This is a genomic window from Microbacterium sp. oral taxon 186 str. F0373, assembly GCF_000411455.1.
Classification (GTDB): domain Bacteria; phylum Actinomycetota; class Actinomycetes; order Actinomycetales; family Microbacteriaceae; genus Microbacterium.
In genome coordinates this window covers 151,228-168,615 of sequence record NZ_KE150457.1, presented here as the reverse complement: position 1 = coordinate 168,615, position 17,388 = coordinate 151,228, and the positions used below count along the sequence as shown (strand labels likewise).

The following is a 17,388-nucleotide window of genomic DNA, read 5'->3' as shown; positions in this document are numbered from 1 at the left end:
CGTCCCCTCTCATCCCGGGCTGAATGTGACGAATCTTCACGCTCGGCACGGGGAGCGGCGGCGTCGCCATTCGAGCGCGGCTAGGGTGGGAAAGCTGATGACCTCTCCGCATGCTCCCGGCTCGCCCGCCGATCTGTCCGCGCTGCTGCGCGGCGCAACGGCGACCCTCGCCGCCGCCGGTGTCCCCACGCCCGACGTCGATGCCGAGCTCCTCGCCGCCCATGCTCTTTCGCTGACGCGCGGAGAGCTGCTCGCCGCGGCCCTGCGCGGGGACCGTGCACCGGAGGACACGGCCACGTTCGACGAGCTCATCCGGCGCCGGGCGACGCGTGAGCCCCTCCAGCACCTCACCGGCGTCGCACCGTTCCGTCACCTCGAACTTCGCGTCGGGCCCGGCGTGTTCGTCCCGCGTCCCGAGACCGAGATGGTCGCCCAACTCGCGATCGACGCGCTGCGCGCCATGCCGGATGCCGAGCCGATCGCGGTCGACCTCGGGACGGGATCGGGGGCGCTCGCCCTGGCGATGGCGACCGAGGTCCCGCAGGCGCGCGTACACGCTGCAGAGAATGCCGTCGACGCCTACATCTGGGCGAAGGAGAACGTCGCGACCCACGCCCCGCAGGTGCGTCTCGCGTTCATCGACCTCGCCGACGCCTTCCCCGAGCTCGACGGGACGGTCGCGGTTCTCGTGTCCAACCCGCCCTACGTGCCGGATGCCGCGATCCCGCGCGACCCGGAGGTGCGGCTCTGGGATCCCCCGAGCGCTCTCTACGGGGGAGAGGACGGCTTGGACGTCGTCCGCGTCCTCTCGGACGTCGGGCTGCGCCTGCTGCGTTCGGGCGGAACACTCGTGATCGAGCACGGAGAGTGGCAGGGCGCGCCCATCCGTGCGCTCCTGGACGCGGCCGGGTGGCGGGCGTGCGCCACGCATCCGGACCTCACCCTGCGCGACCGGGCGACGACGGCCGTACGTCCCTGACCGCTGCGGTCGTTGAGCGATCCGAGCCGCTCGAAACGTAGACTGGTGGGGATATGTCTGAGTTCTTCGACGCACGCGACGCCGAGCAGCTGCTTCCCGGGCTGCGCAAGGCGCGGCAGGCCATCGGCCGCGGCGAGCTCATCGTGATGCCGACGGACACGGTCTACGGCATCGCCGCCGATGCCTTCAGCGCCAGCGCCGTCGCGGCCCTCCTCGCCGCCAAGGGTCGCGGGAGGCAGTCGCCGCCCCCCGTGCTCGTCGCCGGTCTGTCGACCATGCGCGCGCTCGTGGCCGAGGTGCCGGCCCCCGTGGAACGGCTCGTCGAGGAGTTCTGGCCCGGGGGGCTGACGATCGTCCTGCCATCGCAGCCCTCGCTGTCATGGGATCTGGGTGACACCTACGGGACCGTGGCCGTCCGCATGCCCGCCGATCGCATCGCGCTCGAGCTGCTGGAGGACTGCGGGCCGCTGGCGGTCTCCAGCGCCAACCTGACGGGTAAGGCTGCGGCCGTCGACGCGCACAGCGCCTACAGCATGCTGCGCGACAGTGTCGCGGTCTACCTCGACGGCGGGCCCTCGACGCACGGCGTCGCCTCGACGATCGTCGATGCCACCGGCCTCGTCGGCGCGGGCGGTCGGCCCGTCCGTGTCCTTCGCGAGGGCGCCGTGTCCCGCGCGCGTCTGCGCGAGGTGCTCGGCGAGATGCTCGAACCCGATCCCGAATCGCTCGACGACGCCCCCGCGTCATGAGGTTCTATCTGCTCACCGTCGTGCTGACGGGCGTGGCGACGCTCGCCTTCACGTGGGTGGTGTGGCGGATCGGCATGCGCTTCAAGCTCTATCCGGAGATCCGCGCACGCGACGTGCACACGACGCCCAAGCCGCGCGTGGGCGGGGTCGCGATGTTCCTCGGCGTGCTCGTCGCCTTCGCTCTGTCGTCGCAGATCCCGTACTTCTCCATCTTCTGGGCCGATCCCGCCGTGATCTGGTCCCTGCTGGGCGCTTCCGCGCTGATCGTCGTGGTGGGTGTCGCCGACGACCTCTTCGACCTGGACTGGATGATCAAGCTCGGGGCGCAGTTCCTCGCCGCCGGCATCGTCGTGGGCTTCGGCGGCATCCAGATCTTCTTCATCCCCTTCGGCCAGCAGTTCGTCGTGTCGAGCTTCGCCAGCTTCGCGATGTCGGTCGTGGCCATCGTCATCGTGATGAACGCGGTCAACTTCATCGACGGCCTCGACGGCCTCGTCGCCGGTGTCGCTCTCATCTCCAACGCCGTGTTCTTCGTCTACTCGTATCTCGTCGCCCGCGACACGGGCGCCTCCAGCTACTCGAGCCTGGCCTCGTTCATCGCCGTGGCCCTCATCGGAGTGTGCATCGGATTCCTTCCCCTCAACTGGAACCCGTCGAAGCTGTTCATGGGCGACTCCGGCGCGCTGCTGCTCGGTCTGCTCATGGCATCCTCCGCGATCGTGTTCACGGGCAACCTGCCCCCTGCGCTGCTGGGCGACAACGACGTGTTCGGGCGCTCACAGCTTCTGGGCGCGTTCATCCCGATCCTGCTGCCCGTGGTCGTCGTGCTGCTGCCGCTGCTCGATTTCGGCATGGCGATCGTGCGTCGGATGGCGCGCGGCAAGTCGCCGTTCTCGCCCGATCGCAAGCACCTGCACCATCGCATGCTCGATATGGGGCACAGCGACCGTGATGCCGTGCTCATCTTCTACGCGTGGACCGCGGTCGTCTCGGTGGGCGTGCTGCTCATGTACATCGGCACGACCCAGGCGTGGCCGGGCGACTACACGGTCGGCGTCGTGTTCGTACTCATCGGCGTCGCAGCCTGCCTCGTCGTCACCCTCCAGCCGTCGCGGCGGCCCCCCGCGTCGCCGTCCGACGCCCCCACGCTGTCCGATCCGACCCCGAGGAACCCATGACCTCCCTCTCCAGCACCCCCGTCCTGCGCACCACGCTGCTGTGGTCGGCGGCGGCCACGGCCGCGCTCGCCGTCGCCGGCGCGATCGTCGGCTTCGCCGTCGCCGGGCCCTCCGGACTGTGGAGCGCGATCGTCGCGATCGTGCTGGCCGCCGTGTTCCTCGGCTTCACCGCCGGGACCATCCTCATCGCGAACCGCTGGTTCGGCGACCCCCTCTACGTACCGATCTTCTTCGGCGCCGTCATGGGCGGCTGGCTGCTGAAGTTCGTCGTGTTCCTCGTCGTGCTCTTCCTGCTGCGCGGACAGCCGTGGCTCCAACCCGGCGTCTTCTTCGTGGCGCTCGTGGCGAGCGTGGTCGCCTCGCTCATCATCGACGCCGTCGTGATGACCCGGATGCGCATCCCCGCCGTCAGCGATGTGACGCTTCCCACCCTCGCTGACGTCGCCGACGAGGCGCGTCGCCCGACACCCCCGGAGGAGGGGGATGCCGCGAGCGGGCCGCCACCCGCGGACGATAACGCCCCTCGGGGCTGATAGGCTGTCTCTGCGCCCGTTCGCGCTCCGCGAAACGCGTGCGCAGTGACGCTCACACCGACCATCGTCGCACCGGATCACTCCGGTGCCCCGAAGCTGGAGCCAGCGCTGTTTACCCAAGCTGCGACACTGATCGCCAAGACCGCCGAAGACGGCGGCTTCCACGGCCCGTCCATCGATGAGTTCTTCCCGGACGTCCTTTTCAGCGTCCTGGGTGTCCCCGTCACGCGGATCCACCTCATCCAGTTCATCGCGACGATCGGTCTCGTGCTGTTCCTGTGGCTCGGCACCCGCCGCATGCGCGTGGTTCCCGGCCGGTTCCAGAGCATCGCCGAGATGGGCCTGGACTTCGTGCGGGTCAACATCGCCGAAGACCTCCTGGGCAAGAAGGACGGGCAGCGCTTCCTGCCGATCCTGACGACCCTGTTCTTCATGATCCTGTTCTTCAACATCACAGGCATCATCCCGTTCATGAACCTGGCGGGAACGAGCATCATCGCCGTCCCGCTGATGCTCGCGGTCATCAGCTACGTCACGTTCATCTACGCCGGTATCAAGAAGAGCCCCAAGAACTTCTTCAAGAACGCCCTGTTCCCCTCGGGCGTGCCGCCGTTCCTCTACATCATCGTCACGCCGCTCGAGTTCCTCTCGACGTTCATCATCCGCCCCGTCACGCTGACGCTGCGACTGCTGATGAACATGATCGTCGGCCACCTGATGCTCGTCCTGTTCTTCTCGGCGACGCAGTTCTTCCTCATCACCCTCGGCGGCTGGTGGTCGGCTCTGGCGGCGGGTTCACTCGCCTTCGGCCTCGCCTTCACGCTGTTCGAGATCCTGGTGGCCTTCCTCCAGGCCTACGTCTTCACCATCCTCACCGCGGTCTACATCCAGCTCGCGGTCGCAGAAGAGCACTGAGCGGGAGCGGCTTCCGCCTCTCCCACCCAACCCCGAAAGGAAACACCCCGTGGACGCAATTACGGTTCTCGCCGAGCTCAAGGGCAACGTCGCGACGATGGGCTACGGCCTCGCCGCCATCGGCCCCGCCATCGGCGTGGGTATCGTCGTCGGCAAGACGATCGAGGGCGTCGCCCGTCAGCCTGAGCTGGCCGGTCGCCTGCAGGTCCTCATGTGGATCGGTATCGCCTTCACCGAGGCGCTCGCCTTCATCGGCATCGCCGCCGGCTTCATCTTCGTCTGATCGCCCGCACCAGTTCTTTTAAGGAGACAGGATGCACAATCTTGTCGCGTACGCCGCGGAGGAGACGGGCCACAACCCGCTCATCCCGGCCTGGTACGACATCATCTGGTCGGGTGTCTGCTTCATCGTCATCCTCATCGTTGTGTGGAAGGTCGCCCTCCCCAAGATGAAGGTGCTGCTGGACCAGCGCGCCGCCGCCATCGAAGGCAACATCGCCAAGGCCGACGAGGCCCAGCGAAAGGCCGAGGCCGCCCTCGAGGAGTACACGGCGCAGCTCGCCGAGGCTCGCAAGGAGGCCGGAGAGATCCGCGATGCCGCCCGTGAGGACGGCAAGAAGATCGTCGCCGAGGCCAAGGACACGGCATCCGCCGAGGCTGCCCGCCTCACCGCCACCGCGCACACGCAGATCGAGGCGGAGCGTCAGTCGGCACTCGTCTCGCTGCGCAGCGAGGTCGGCACGCTGGCGCTCGACCTTGCCGGCGGCGTCATCGGCGAGTCGCTCACCGACGACGCCAAGGCGAAGGGCGTCGTGGACCGCTTCCTCGCCGACCTCGAGAAGGCGAAGTAATGGGCAGCGCGACCACTCAGGCACTGGCGACGACCACGGCGGAGCTGACGACGGCGAACGTGGGTGACCTCACGGTCGCTCGCGAGCTGTTCGCAGCCGCGCGCGAGATCGCCGACTCGGCGCAGCTGAGCGGCGCGCTCTCCGCATGGGGCGCGCCCGCAGAGGCGCGCGCTCAGGTCGCCACCGTCGTCTTCGCCGCGTACAGCCCCGTCTCGGTCCGACTGCTGAGCTCCGCGGTCTCGCAGCGCTGGTCCTCCACGGAGGATCTCGTCTCGGGCATCGAGGAGCTCGCGATTCGCGCGGCCGCGATCGGTGCCCCGTCGACCGATGTCGAAGGCGAGCTGTTCCAGCTCGTCGGCGTCGTCGCCGCCAACCCGGAACTCGAGCTCGCGCTCGGCAGTCGGCTCGGCGACGCTGCGGCCAAGGGCGCTCTCATCGAGAAGCTGCTGGGCGGCCGGGCGGGAGAGGCGACGGCACTCGTCGCGTCGCAGCTCGTGCAGCAGCCCCGTGAGCGTCGGGTGCGCTTCCTCCTGAACCGCGCGCTGCATCTGGTCGCAGACCAGCGCGGCAAGAAGGTCGCCACGGTCCGCGTCGCAAACGCCCTGGATGCCACGCAGCAGGAGCGCCTCGCGAGCGCGCTCAGCACCCGCTACGGCGTCGATGTGACGGTCAATGTCATCGTCGACCCGCAGGTGCTCGGCGGCATGCGCGTGGAGATCGGTGACGACGTCATCGACGGGACCGTCTCCTCTCGAATCAACGACTTGCGCCAGCGCCTCGCTGGCTAGAACAGAAGGAACACCATGGCAGATCTGACCATCAGCCCCGACGTCATCCGTGACGCGCTGAAAGACTTCGTCGCCGCCTACGAGCCCACCGGTGCCGCCGCCACCGAGGTGGGCACGGTCGTCGACGCCGCCGACGGCATCGCGCACGTCGAGGGTCTTCCCGGCGTCATGGCGAACGAGCTCGTCCGGTTCGACAACGGCGTCGAGGGTCTGGCGCTGAACCTCGACGAGAACGAGATCGGTGTCGTCGTGCTCGGAGAGTTCTCCGGTATCGAGGCGGGCCAGAAGGTCACCCGCAGCGGCGAGGTGCTCTCGGTCGCCGTCGGCGACGGATTCCTCGGTCGTGTGGTCGACCCGCTCGGCAACCCGATCGACGGCCTCGGCGAGATCGCGACCGAGGGACGTCGTGCCCTCGAGCTGCAGGCCCCCGGTGTCATGCAGCGCAAGAGCGTTCACGAGCCCATGCAGACCGGCATCAAGGCGATCGACGCCATGATCCCCGTCGGTCGCGGCCAGCGCCAGCTCATCATCGGCGACCGCCAGACCGGCAAGACCGCGATCGCGATCGACACCATCATCAACCAGAAGGCCAACTGGGAGTCCGGCGACGTCAACAAGCAGGTGCGCTGCATCTACGTCGCGATCGGTCAGAAGGGCTCCACGATCGCGTCCGTGAAGGGTGCGCTCGAGGATGCCGGCGCGATGGAGTACACGACGATCGTCGCTGCCCCGGCATCCGACCCGGCCGGCTTCAAGTACCTCGCCCCGTACACCGGCTCGGCCATCGGCCAGCACTGGATGTACGGCGGCAAGCACGTCCTGATCATCTTCGACGACCTGTCGAAGCAGGCCGAGGCCTACCGCGCCGTGTCGCTGCTGCTGCGCCGTCCGCCGGGCCGTGAGGCCTACCCCGGCGACGTCTTCTACCTGCACTCGCGTCTGCTGGAGCGTTGCGCCAAGCTGAGTGACGAGCTCGGCGCCGGCTCGATGACGGGCCTGCCGATCATCGAGACGAAGGCCAACGACGTGTCGGCCTACATCCCGACCAACGTGATCTCCATCACCGACGGCCAGATCTTCCTGCAGTCCGACCTGTTCAACGCCAACCAGCGTCCCGCGGTCGACGTGGGCATCTCGGTCTCGCGCGTCGGCGGTGACGCTCAGGTCAAGTCGATCAAGAAGGTGTCGGGAACGCTCAAGCTCGAGCTCGCCCAGTACCGCTCGCTCGAGGCGTTCGCGATGTTCGCCTCCGACCTCGACGCCGCCTCGCGCCGTCAGCTCGAGCGCGGTGCGCGTCTGACCGAGCTGCTCAAGCAGCCGCAGTACGACCCGTACCCGGTCGAAGAGCAGGTCGTGTCGATCTGGGCCGGCACCAACGGCAAGCTCGACTCGATCGCCGTCGAGGACGTGCTCCGTTTCGAGCGTGACCTGCTGGACTACCTCAAGCGCAACACGACGATCCTCGACACGCTGCGCGACACGAACGTGCTGGACGACGCGACGGCCGCCGAGCTCGAGAAGGTGACCGACGAGTTCATCCTCGAGTTCCAGGGCGGCAAGGGCCAGGCGATCAACAAGCCGGGCCACGAAGAGGTCGCCGCCGCGCACGAGGAGGACGTGAACCAGGAGCAGATCGTCAAGGGTCGCCGCGGCTGACGCCGGGCGCAATCTGAGACAGAGAATCCATGGGAGCACAACTCAGGGTCTACAAGCAGAAGATCTCTTCTGCTCAGACGACCAAGAAGATCACGAAGGCGATGGAACTCATCGCGGCTTCGCGTATCCAGAAGGCGATGGCGCGCGTGCGCGCGTCCTCGCCCTTCGCGCGGGCCGTGACGCGTGCCGTCTCCGCCGTGGCGACGCACTCGAACGTTCAGCACCCGCTGACGACCGAGCGTGAGACGATCCGCAGATCCGCGGTCGTCATCTTCGCCTCGGACCGGGGCCTGGCCGGCGCGTTCAACTCGCAGATCCTGCGCGAGGGCCTGCAGCTCGGCGAGCTGCTGCGTTCGCAGGGCAAGGAGGTCGAGTACTTCCTCGTCGGGCGAAAGGCGGTGGGCTACTTCCAGTTCCGCCGCATGGCGTCGGCGGGGGAGTGGGTCGGCGACACCGACACTCCGCACTTCAACACGGCGGAGCAGATCGCGGGCGCACTTCTGGACGCGTACGACCGCGGCGGCGAGGAACAGGGCGGCGTCGATGAGATCCACCTCGTCTTCAACCGCTTCGTCAGCATGATGACCCAGGAGCCGCAGACCGTGCGTCTGCTGCCGCTGGAGGTCGTCGAGGCGGACGAGGTCGTGGAGTCAGCCGGCGCGAGCAGCCAGGTCTACCCGCTGTACGAGTTCGAGCCCAGCCCCGAGGTCGTCCTCGACGCGCTGCTTCCGGTGTACGTGCAGAGCCGTGTGTTCAACGCGCTCCTGCAGTCCTCCGCCGCCAAGCATGCCGCGACCCAGAAGGCGATGAAGAGCGCGAGCGACAACGCTGACAAGCTCATCACCGACTACACCCGCCTGCGCAACAACGCGCGCCAGGCGGAGATCACTCAGCAGATCGCCGAGATCGTCGGCGGCGCCGACGCCCTGGCGTCCGGCAAGTAACGACCACACCGAAAGAGACAGACAATGACTGCCACCGCCACCGCCGAAAAGGCCGAGACGACGGTCGTCGGGCGCGTTGCACGCGTCACCGGCCCGGTCGTCGACATCGAGTTCCCGCACGATGCGATCCCCGACATCTACAACGCGCTGAAGACGACGATCACGATCGGCGAGGACTCGACGGAGATCACGCTCGAGGTCGCGCAGCACCTCGGCGACGACCTCGTGCGCGCCATTTCGCTGAAGCCGACCGACGGTATGGTCCGCGGCCAGGAGGTGCGCGACACCGGCGGCCCCATCACCGTGCCCGTGGGCGATGTCACCAAGGGCAAGGTGTTCAATGTCACCGGCGACGTGCTGAACGCCGCTCCCGGCGAGACCATCGAGATCACCGAGCGCTGGGGCATCCACCGCCAGGCGCCGAACTTCGACCAGCTCGAGTCCAAGACCGAGATGTTCGAGACCGGCATCAAGTCCATCGACCTGCTCACCCCGTATGTGCAGGGTGGAAAGATCGGCCTGTTCGGCGGCGCCGGTGTCGGCAAGACCGTCCTGATCCAGGAGATGATCCAGCGCGTCGCGCAGGACCACGGCGGCGTGTCGGTGTTCGCCGGTGTCGGCGAGCGCACCCGTGAAGGCAACGACCTCATCGGTGAGATGGAAGAGGCGGGCGTCTTCGACAAGACCGCGCTCGTCTTCGGCCAGATGGACGAGCCGCCGGGGACGCGTCTGCGCGTCGCCCTGTCGGCCCTCACGATGGCGGAGTACTTCCGCGATGTGCAGAAGCAGGACGTGCTGCTGTTCATCGACAACATCTTCCGCTTCACGCAGGCCGGTTCCGAGGTGTCGACGCTTCTCGGACGCATGCCGTCGGCGGTGGGTTACCAGCCCAACCTCGCCGATGAGATGGGTGTGCTCCAGGAGCGCATCACCTCGACGCGCGGCCACTCGATCACCTCGCTGCAGGCGATCTACGTCCCGGCCGACGACTACACCGACCCGGCGCCGGCGACGACCTTCGCGCACCTCGACGCGACGACCGAACTGTCTCGCGAGATCGCGTCGAAGGGTCTGTACCCGGCCATCGACCCGCTGAGCTCGACCAGCCGCATCCTCGACCCGCGTTACATCGGTGAGGATCACTACCGCGTCGCCACGGCCGTGAAGCAGATCCTCCAGAAGAACAAGGAACTGCAGGAGATCATCGCCATCCTCGGTGTCGACGAGCTCTCCGAAGAGGACAAGATCGTCGTGTCGCGTGCGCGCCGCATCCAGCAGTTCCTCTCGCAGAACACCTACATGGCGAAGAAGTTCACGGGTGTCGAGGGCTCCACGGTCCCGATCAAGGAGACCATCGAGTCGTTCGACGCCATCGTCAAGGGTGACTTCGACCACGTCGCCGAGCAGGCCTTCTTCAACGTCGGTGGCATCTCCGACGTCGAGGAGAAGTGGGCGAAGATCCAGAAGGAGAACAGCTGACATGGCGCTGACCGTCACCCTCGTCTCCGCGGAGGAGGAGGTCTGGCACGGTGAGGCGAACCTCGTCGTCGCCAAGACCGTCGAGGGCGAGATCGGCTTCATGACCGGCCACGAGCCCGTTCTCGCGATCCTCGCCGAAGGGCAGGTGCGCATCACGCAGTCCGACGGCACGAAGGTCGTCGCACGTGCGCAGGACGGCTTCCTCTCGATGGAAGGCAATGAGCTGACCATCGTGGCCGGTCACGCCGCTCTCGAGTCCTGATCGCCCGCTGAGTACCGCCAGCATCCACTCCCCGCTCGAGGACGCATTGTTTCTCGGGCGGGGAGTGGTTTTCGTTGTGCGCGAGGAGACCACCCATGCTGATCCTGTTGCCGCCGTCGGAGACCAAGCGTCCCGGCGGGCGGGAGCGAGCTCTCGACATCGGCGCGCTCGCGCTCCCCGAGCTGCGCGCGGCGCGCGACGCCGCGGTGGACGCGCTCGTCGCATTGAGTGGCGACGAAGAGCACGCCGCGCGCGTGCTGAAGCTGTCTCCGCGCCAGCGCCCGGACATCGCCCACAACGCCACGCTGCGCACCGCCCCGACGTTGCCCGCGGTCGACCGGTACACGGGAGTGCTCTTCGATGCGCTGGATGCCGCCACCTTGGACGCGGCGTCGCGGCGTTGGCTGGGCGCTCACGTGCTCATCCACTCCGCGCCCTTCGGGCCGGTCGGCGCTCTCGACGCCATCCCGGCCTATCGGCTCGCCGCCGGAACGGCGCTTCCCGGCATCCCGCCCCTGCGACGACACTGGGCGGGTGAGGTCACCGAGGCTTTACGTGCCGCCGCGCCCTCATTCATCCTGGATCTGCGCTCCGAGGCCTACGTCGCCCTCGGCCCCGTTCCCGCGGAGGTGGATTCGGCCTACCTGCGGGTGGTGACGATCGGTGAGGACGGCGTGACGCGCGCGCTCAACCACTTCAACAAGCACGGCAAAGGCGCCGTGGTCAGACGGCTCGCGCAGACCCGCCCGCGCATCGCGACGCGCAAGGCGCTGATGGCGTGGGCCGACACGGCCGGCGTGGCTCTGCGCGACGGTGCGCCGGGAGAGATCGACCTCGTCGTCTGATCAGTCGTGTTCCGTGTTGGCGGCGGTCCGCTCGGTGTTCTCGGCGATGGCCACGAGGGCGACCCCCGACTCGATGACGAAGCGCAGCACGACGACGGCGAGGAACGCGACGACGGGGACGACGATCAGGGTCGACAGGATGAGCGCGATGCCGCCGCCGAGGTTCCACCCGAGCGATCCGATGCCCGAGATCAGGCCCCAGAGGAACGTCGCGATGAAGGCGATGCCGATCGCGACGAGCCCCACGAGGTAGAAGACGCTCGCCAGTCGACGGGTGATGAACCGCGTGAAGGTCAGGTCGAACAGGGCGGAGAGGAAGCCGCGACCGATGTCGTCGAGGTCGCCGACGAGGCGTGGAACCCCGGTGTCGTCGACGCCGGCGATGCCGGGCGCGGATGCCGCGTCGCGCGCGACCTCCTCTGCGGGACGTTCCGGCAACGGCGGCAGTGCGGGCTCGTTCATCGGCGGATCCTTCCGGCGCGGGCGGGGGTGGCCCCAGGCTAGCGCTCCGGCCGACGCGCGATGCGACGAAACGCTCCGCGGGATCCCTCGCGCCTGTGGCTCCACTACCAATACGATGTGAGCCGGAGCCGGCCACGGTGGTCGTGCTCGACGGCGAGAATCGCCGGGGGAGGTACTCATGGGTGATTACTCGGGCGGGAGTGCTGCGGCCGCCGCAGCTGCCCTGATCGTGTTTGCGTTCTTCATCTTCATCTTCGCGGTGATCGGCTACGTGATCAGTGCGTTCTTCCTGATGAAGATCTTCGACAAGGCGGGAGTCCAGGGCAAGTGGCGCGCCTGGGTGCCGATCTACAACTTCATGGTGTTCGCCAAGCTCGGCGACGTCAGCCCGTGGGTCATGCTGGGCGCCATTCTCGTGTCCGGCGTGCTGAACCAGGTCCCGGTTCTCGGGTGGATCATCGCGCTGCTCCCGGTCGCTGTGGGTGCATTGGCCGCGTGGCGAGTAGGGCAGAAGCTGCAGAAGGAGACGCCCTGGGTCATCCTCTATGTGCTTCTCGGGCTGGTCTGGCTCGGCATCCTCGCCTTCGACAAGTCGCGCTGGAACACGAACGTGCCGCCCGCGCCGTGGGCGGCGAACGGCTTCCTCGCCGATCGCACCGTCTGGCAGGGCGTTCCCGTTCAGGCGTCGGCGGCGCCCGGAGGGTACACGCCTCCGGCGGGTTACCAGCCGCCGGCGCCTCCGGCGGGCTACCAGCCGCCCGCCCCGCCCGCCCCGCCCGCGCCTCCCGCGGACACCGAGCCGCCGACCACGGAGCCGCCCAGCGCTCCGGAGCCGCCGCGCTCCTGAGCAGCATCGACCTTCCTCGACCGCCCGGGTGCGCTGACAGCGCACCCGGGCGGTCGAGCGTGGCGGGCCGGGGGCCCGATGCTCGATCTCCTCATTCGATGCCCCCGCCGGTGCCGAGGCGGACTCCGCCCCGGCTGCGCAGCCTGTCGGCGGGGTGCAGACCCGACCCGTCCACTAGAGTGGGATCGTGCCCGAAGCCGCGACTCACTCGCGCACCCTCCCGCTCGCGGACGGTGCGATCGAACTGCAGTGGGCGGAGCTGACCCACACGGGCCGTCGGCGAGAAGTCAATCAGGACGCGGTCCTCGCACGCTATCCGCTGTTCGTGGTCGCCGACGGGATGGGCGGTCACATCGGTGGCGAGATCGCCAGCAGCAGCACGATCGCACGCCTGGAGTCGATGGTCGGCAAGGGTGAGGTCACCCCCAAGAACATCGAGAAGGCGCTCTCCAAGGCGGTCGGGGACATCGCTTCGCACCCTGAAGCCACCGATGACGGCACCGGGACGACGGTGACCGGGGTCTACCTCGACACATCTACCGCCGAACCCACGTGGGTGACTCTCAACATCGGCGATTCGCGGGTCTATCTCTTCCGCGACGGTGGGCTCGCCCAGGTCACGACCGATCATTCCGTCGTCCAGGAGCTCATCGCTGCGGGACGTCTCAGCCCTGAAGAGGCCGAGAACCACCCATACGGAAACGTGATCACACGCGCCGTCGGTCCTTCCGACGGCGTCGCGCCCGACTACGTGCGACTCGAGGTCGTCGACGGCGATCGTTTCGTGATCTGCAGCGATGGCCTCACGAAAGAGCTGACGGACTACGGCATCCTGCACTTCCTTCTGCAGCACGACGATCCGGCCGCCGCGGCGGCGGACATGCTCGACGCCGCGCTGGAGAACGGCGGTCGCGACAACATCACGATCATCGTCCTGAACGTGCACCGCACCGGCTCCTCCCCAACGGTCGACTGACGTCCGTCGTGCACCGGTCGACCCGGTGCGCGTCGCACCGGGTCGCCGCCCCGCTTGACTGCCCGTATGACCGATGTCGACGATCTCGACGACGAGCCGCTCCGCCTGCCGCCCGCTCCGACGCCGCCGGCGCGGGCACCGCTGCCGATCCTGACCGCCATCGTTCCCGTCGTCGGTGCGCTGGTGCTCTGGCGCATCACGGGGTCGGTTCATTCCCTCTGGTTCGCCGCGCTCGGACCGCTCGTCGCGGTGGCGTCCTTCGTCGACGGGCTGCGGACGGCCCGGCGTGCCCGACGGCGTGCCCGGCGTGAGGACCTCCGTGCGCTGGCGCACCTGGAGGATGCGGTCGCTCGGCGGCACGAGGCGGAGCGGCGCAGCGCGTGGCAGCGTACCCCCGACGTGGCCACGCTGTGCGCCGACGAGGCAGAGGTGTGGCGCTCGGTGCCCGGACGTGACGAGGCGCTGGTGGTCGGTCGCGGGGAGGGGGTGAGCAGTCTGCGGATGGAGGGCGAGCCCGCCGACGACGCCGCGCGCGCGTTGCGACGGCGGGCCCGGCGCCTGGAGGACGCGCCCGTGACCGTGCCTCTGCATGCGGGGCTCGCCGTGCGTGGCCCCGCGACACAGGCCACGGCGGTCGTCCGGGCGCTCGTGATGCAGATCTGCCTCGCACGTGCTCCCGGTCGGGTCCGGATCCCCGACCCCGAGGCCGTGGGGGCGATCCTGGGCGACGTGTCGCCTCTCCCGCACGCGTTCGCGAGTGCCGGGGATGCCCTGGTGCTCGCCGACGGCGCGGCTCGCCTCGCCTCGGAAGCCGATATCCCGATCGTCGTCCTGGCCGACGACGCCCCGCCGCCGACGCGCTGTCGCGCCGTCCTGACTCTCCACGGTGGTGATGAGGCCGTCCTTGACCACGAGGGCTCCACGCGTTCGGTGCGCATCGAGGCGTTGTCGGAGCCGCAGGCATCCGAGGTGGCGGCCATGCTCTCGGAGCGAGCTCGCGAGCTCGGTCACCGCGGTGACGCTCCCGTCGCATTCGAGGAGCTCGTCGACGATCGCTCCGGCGCGGGACTGACCGCCGCCATCGGCGTGAGCGCGGGAGAGGTCGTCACGGTCGACCTCGTGGCCGACGGGCCGCACGCGGTCGTGGTGGGCACGACCGGCTCCGGCAAGAGCGAGCTGCTCGTCACCTGGGCGGCCGGCCTGTGTCGCGGACGACACATCGGTGAGGTCTGCCTGCTGCTCATCGACTTCAAGGGCGGCCGGTCCTTCGACGCCCTCGCGGCGCTCCCGCACGTCGCCGGGATCGTGACCGACCTGGATGACCGCGCGGCGGTGCGTGCGGTGGAGAGCCTGCGGGCCGAGATCCGGCGTCGAGAACGCGTTCTCGCCGAGCACGGTGCTCGTGATGTTGAAGAGGCCGCGGGAGCGCTGCCGCGGCTCGTCGTGATCGTCGACGAGTTCGCCGCGCTGGTGGCCGCGCACCCCGAGATGCACGAGCTGTTCTCGGATGTTGCGGCGCGTGGCCGGGCACTCGGCATCCACGCGATCCTGGCATCCCAGCGCGCAGCCGGCGCGTTCCGCGATGGGCTGCTGGCCAATGCGCCGCTGCGGATCGCACTGCGCACCCTCGACGCCGCAGACTCGCGCGCCGTGATCGGGGTCGATGACGCCGTGCGGCTACCCGGCCGCGCCGAGGCACGGGGGACGGCGCTCCTGCGGCGTGCGGCTGACGTCGATCCACAGCGCGTGCGGATGGCGCGATGCTCCCCGGTCGCGCTCGCGGCGATCAGCGATGCCGCAGGAAGCGACCGCGCGACGGCACCGTGGCTGCCCCCGCTTCCTCCCGTCGTGGAGCTGGATCGGGTCGCGGTGACCGGACGCATCGCGCTGGGGCTCTCGGACGAACCGGAGCATCAGCGGCAGGCGCCCGTGCTCCTGCCCCTGGCGGCGACGGCGCTGGCGGTGATCGGCGCGCCGGGAAGCGGACGCTCCTCGTTGCTGCGCGCGATCGCCCGTCAGCTGCCGCAGCACCCGACGTGGGTTTCCGACGACCCCGAGGCGGCATGGGATGCCGTGGGCGCCGCCGTCGGCCGGCGCGACGGGGCGGGCGTGGTGGTCGACGACGTCGACGCGCTGCTGGCGCGCTATCCCGCGGAGTACGCGGCGGAGATGGTGGTGCGCATCGAGCGGCTCGTGCGGGACGCAGGACAGAGCGGAGGCCCCGTCGTGCTCTCCGCGGCGAGATGTGCGGGGCCGCTCGTCCGTCTGTTGGAGCTGATCCCACATCGCGCCATCCTGCCGCTGGCGACGCGCGCCGACCATGTGGCGGCCGGGGGCGACGGATCCGACCACGTCCGCGACCAGCCCCCCGGGCGGGGGCGCTGGGGACGCGTGCTGGTGCAGTTCATCCGTGACGACGCACCCACGACACCGACGGTGGTCGGCTCCCCGCCGCCGACCTGGACTCCCGGTGAGGCCGACACGGCCGGTCTCGTGGTCGCTCACGGTTTCGCCCGTGACGGCCTGCATCGCGCGAGCGCGGCACGCGATGTTCCGATCATCAGTGTCGATGAGGCGGCCACCCGCGGCGCCCCGTCTCCGCGGACGCTCGTGGTCGGCACGCCGGAGGAGTGGCTTGCCCAGTGGAAGCTCCTGGGCGAACTTCGCATGCGTCACGAGTTCGTCGTCGCCGCCGAGTGCAGCGCGGAGTACCGCGCGCTCACCGGTAGACGGGATCTTCCGGTCTACGCCGCTGCACGGGCCGACCGTGCCTGGCGCCTCGTGCCGGACGACGCCGCACAGCGCGTGCTGCTGCCCTGGTCGTGACCAGCCGAGGAGGAGACGCCAGCACGCCACAACGCCGGAACGCCCGAACGAGTCGGATCAGACGGTGGGGCGGATGCGTCCCACCTCGCGGCCTCCGCCGGTGATCTCCAGCGGCAGCTGGTCGAGCGTCGCGGCGACGTCCGCCGACGACAGAGCGCCCACGCGCTCCAGCAGACGGATCGCGACGGCGGTCGCCACCCGGCCGCTGCCGTCCAGCGTCTTGAGTGCGACCGTGGCGCCGTTGGGTGCCGTCATGACCATGATTCCCTCGGCGCCTCCCTTGGCGAACACGCCGAGCCGCTCGATGGCGATGGTGTCCGGCCGCCCGGGTCCGTCGATCGCCCACGGGTTCTCGCGGACCGCGCGCACCAGGGCTCCGGCGAGACGGTGGAGGGCGAAGGGGGAGCGCTCCGAGGCGGTGCCGATCCGATGCGCGGCGCGAGCGAGGGCCGTCAGGCTCATGGCGTACACGGGCGCGCCGCAGCCGTCGATCGCGGTCGTGGAGATCTTCGTCCCCGTGAGGCGTTCGATGACCTCACGGATATGCACCTGCAGCGGATGCTGGGGATCGAGATAGCTGTCGGTGTCCCAGCCGTTCGCGGTGCAGGCCAGCAGCATGGTCGCGTGCTTGCCGGAGCAGTTCATGCGGACGCGCGCCGGCTGTCCGAGCTCGCGGACGAGCTCGTCGCGCGTGGCGGTGTCACCGGGCCACGCCGGCGGGCACTGCAGGTGATCCTCGCCGAGACCGGCTGTCGCAAGGATCTCGCGGACGACGCCGGCGTGTCGGTCGGTGCCGCTGTGGCTGGCGGTGGACAGGGCCAGCTGCTCGCCTTCCAGCGTGACGCCGGCGGTCAGGCAGCCGAGCGCCTGCAACGGCTTCATGCTCGAGCGCGGCAGGATCGGCGTGTCGACGTCACCGAGGCTGAGTTGGATCACACCCTCGGGGTCCAGCACGATCGCCGCTCCCGCATGTCGCGACTCGACGAAGCCACTGCGCTCGACGACGGCGAGTTCCACCGCATCGGCGACCGCGATGGTGCCGGACGGTGCGGAGGGACGGGACACGGTGAGAGGATCTGACACGCAGAAGAGCCTACT

The 17,388-nt window shown here is 69.2% G+C and carries 18 protein-coding genes; 16 read left to right on the top strand and 2 right to left on the bottom strand.

The annotated features are described in order from the left end of the window. The first annotated feature begins 97 nt into the window (after positions 1-97). The 13 genes from prmC (at position 98) to yaaA (ending at position 11,179) form a co-directional block, all read left to right on the top strand. The gene (prmC, locus tag HMPREF1529_RS00790) at positions 98-979 is read left to right on the top strand and encodes a peptide chain release factor N(5)-glutamine methyltransferase (RefSeq protein ID WP_016463314.1); all 882 of its coding nucleotides are present in this window, start codon (positions 98-100) and stop codon (positions 977-979) included. 53 nt (positions 980-1,032) lie between these two features. Continuing rightward, positions 1,033-1,728 (top strand): L-threonylcarbamoyladenylate synthase, encoded by a 696-nt coding sequence (locus tag HMPREF1529_RS00785; protein ID WP_016463313.1) that lies wholly within the window; start codon positions 1,033-1,035, stop codon positions 1,726-1,728. Continuing rightward, positions 1,725-2,906, top strand: a complete 1,182-nt coding sequence (locus HMPREF1529_RS00780) for an MraY family glycosyltransferase (protein ID WP_016463312.1) — start codon at positions 1,725-1,727, stop codon at positions 2,904-2,906. Before HMPREF1529_RS00785 ends, HMPREF1529_RS00780 begins: the two co-directional genes overlap by 4 nt. Beyond that, positions 2,903-3,439: a hypothetical protein gene (locus HMPREF1529_RS00775; protein WP_005048627.1), complete on the top strand. Its 537-nt coding sequence runs from the start codon at positions 2,903-2,905 to the stop codon at positions 3,437-3,439. The genes HMPREF1529_RS00780 and HMPREF1529_RS00775 overlap by 4 nt, the downstream gene beginning before the upstream one ends. 45 nt (positions 3,440-3,484) lie before the next feature. After that, positions 3,485-4,354 carry a F0F1 ATP synthase subunit A gene (gene atpB, locus HMPREF1529_RS00770; protein ID WP_005048630.1) on the top strand — a complete coding sequence of 290 codons (870 nt, stop codon included), beginning with the start codon at positions 3,485-3,487 and terminating at the stop codon, positions 4,352-4,354. A gap of 49 nt (positions 4,355-4,403) precedes the next feature. Next, positions 4,404-4,637 carry an ATP synthase F0 subunit C gene (atpE, locus tag HMPREF1529_RS00765; protein ID WP_005048632.1) on the top strand — a complete coding sequence of 78 codons (234 nt, stop codon included), beginning with the start codon at positions 4,404-4,406 and terminating at the stop codon, positions 4,635-4,637. 31 nt (positions 4,638-4,668) lie between these two features. After that, positions 4,669-5,205, top strand: coding sequence for a F0F1 ATP synthase subunit B (locus HMPREF1529_RS00760; RefSeq protein ID WP_005048635.1), 537 nt, complete (start codon positions 4,669-4,671; stop codon positions 5,203-5,205). Further along, positions 5,205-5,993 (top strand): F0F1 ATP synthase subunit delta, encoded by a 789-nt coding sequence (locus HMPREF1529_RS00755; RefSeq protein ID WP_005048637.1) that lies wholly within the window; start codon positions 5,205-5,207, stop codon positions 5,991-5,993. The genes HMPREF1529_RS00760 and HMPREF1529_RS00755 overlap by 1 nt, the downstream gene beginning before the upstream one ends. A gap of 15 nt (positions 5,994-6,008) precedes the next feature. Continuing rightward, a complete protein-coding gene (gene atpA, locus HMPREF1529_RS00750) occupies positions 6,009-7,649 on the top strand; it encodes a F0F1 ATP synthase subunit alpha (protein ID WP_005048638.1) in 1,641 nt (546 codons plus the stop codon). A 29-nt stretch (positions 7,650-7,678) separates the two neighbouring features. After that, a complete protein-coding gene (locus HMPREF1529_RS00745; RefSeq protein WP_005048639.1) occupies positions 7,679-8,593 on the top strand; it encodes a F0F1 ATP synthase subunit gamma in 915 nt (304 codons plus the stop codon). 24 nt (positions 8,594-8,617) lie between these two features. Continuing rightward, a complete protein-coding gene (gene atpD / locus HMPREF1529_RS00740) occupies positions 8,618-10,072 on the top strand; it encodes a F0F1 ATP synthase subunit beta (protein ID WP_005048641.1) in 1,455 nt (484 codons plus the stop codon). A 1-nt stretch (position 10,073) separates the two neighbouring features. Beyond that, entirely contained in the window at positions 10,074-10,334 is a 261-nt protein-coding gene (locus HMPREF1529_RS00735; protein WP_005048643.1) for a F0F1 ATP synthase subunit epsilon, read from the top strand. 95 nt (positions 10,335-10,429) lie between these two features. Further along, a complete protein-coding gene (gene yaaA / locus HMPREF1529_RS00730; protein WP_016463311.1) occupies positions 10,430-11,179 on the top strand; it encodes a peroxide stress protein YaaA in 750 nt (249 codons plus the stop codon). On the opposite strand, the gene HMPREF1529_RS00725 is transcribed toward yaaA, so the two are convergent. Continuing rightward, positions 11,180-11,641 (bottom strand): DUF4282 domain-containing protein, encoded by a 462-nt coding sequence (locus HMPREF1529_RS00725; protein ID WP_005048648.1) that lies wholly within the window; start codon positions 11,639-11,641, stop codon positions 11,180-11,182. A 178-nt stretch (positions 11,642-11,819) separates the two neighbouring features. Between HMPREF1529_RS00725 and HMPREF1529_RS00720 the strand changes: the two genes are divergently transcribed. The 3 genes from HMPREF1529_RS00720 to HMPREF1529_RS00710 all read left to right on the top strand — a co-directional run bounded on the left by HMPREF1529_RS00720 (position 11,820) and on the right by HMPREF1529_RS00710 (position 16,290). After that, a complete protein-coding gene (locus tag HMPREF1529_RS00720) occupies positions 11,820-12,488 on the top strand; it encodes a DUF5684 domain-containing protein (protein ID WP_016463310.1) in 669 nt (222 codons plus the stop codon). A gap of 187 nt (positions 12,489-12,675) precedes the next feature. After that, positions 12,676-13,464 (top strand): PP2C family protein-serine/threonine phosphatase, encoded by a 789-nt coding sequence (locus HMPREF1529_RS00715; protein WP_005048651.1) that lies wholly within the window; start codon positions 12,676-12,678, stop codon positions 13,462-13,464. A 66-nt stretch (positions 13,465-13,530) separates the two neighbouring features. Next, positions 13,531-16,290 (top strand): FtsK/SpoIIIE domain-containing protein, encoded by a 2,760-nt coding sequence (locus HMPREF1529_RS00710; RefSeq protein ID WP_016463309.1) that lies wholly within the window; start codon positions 13,531-13,533, stop codon positions 16,288-16,290. Positions 16,291-16,347: 57 nt separating this feature from the next. On the opposite strand, the gene HMPREF1529_RS00705 is transcribed toward HMPREF1529_RS00710, so the two are convergent. Then, positions 16,348-17,373, bottom strand: a complete 1,026-nt coding sequence (locus HMPREF1529_RS00705; RefSeq protein WP_016463308.1) for an asparaginase — start codon at positions 17,371-17,373, stop codon at positions 16,348-16,350. Positions 17,374-17,388: the final 15 nt, after the last annotated feature.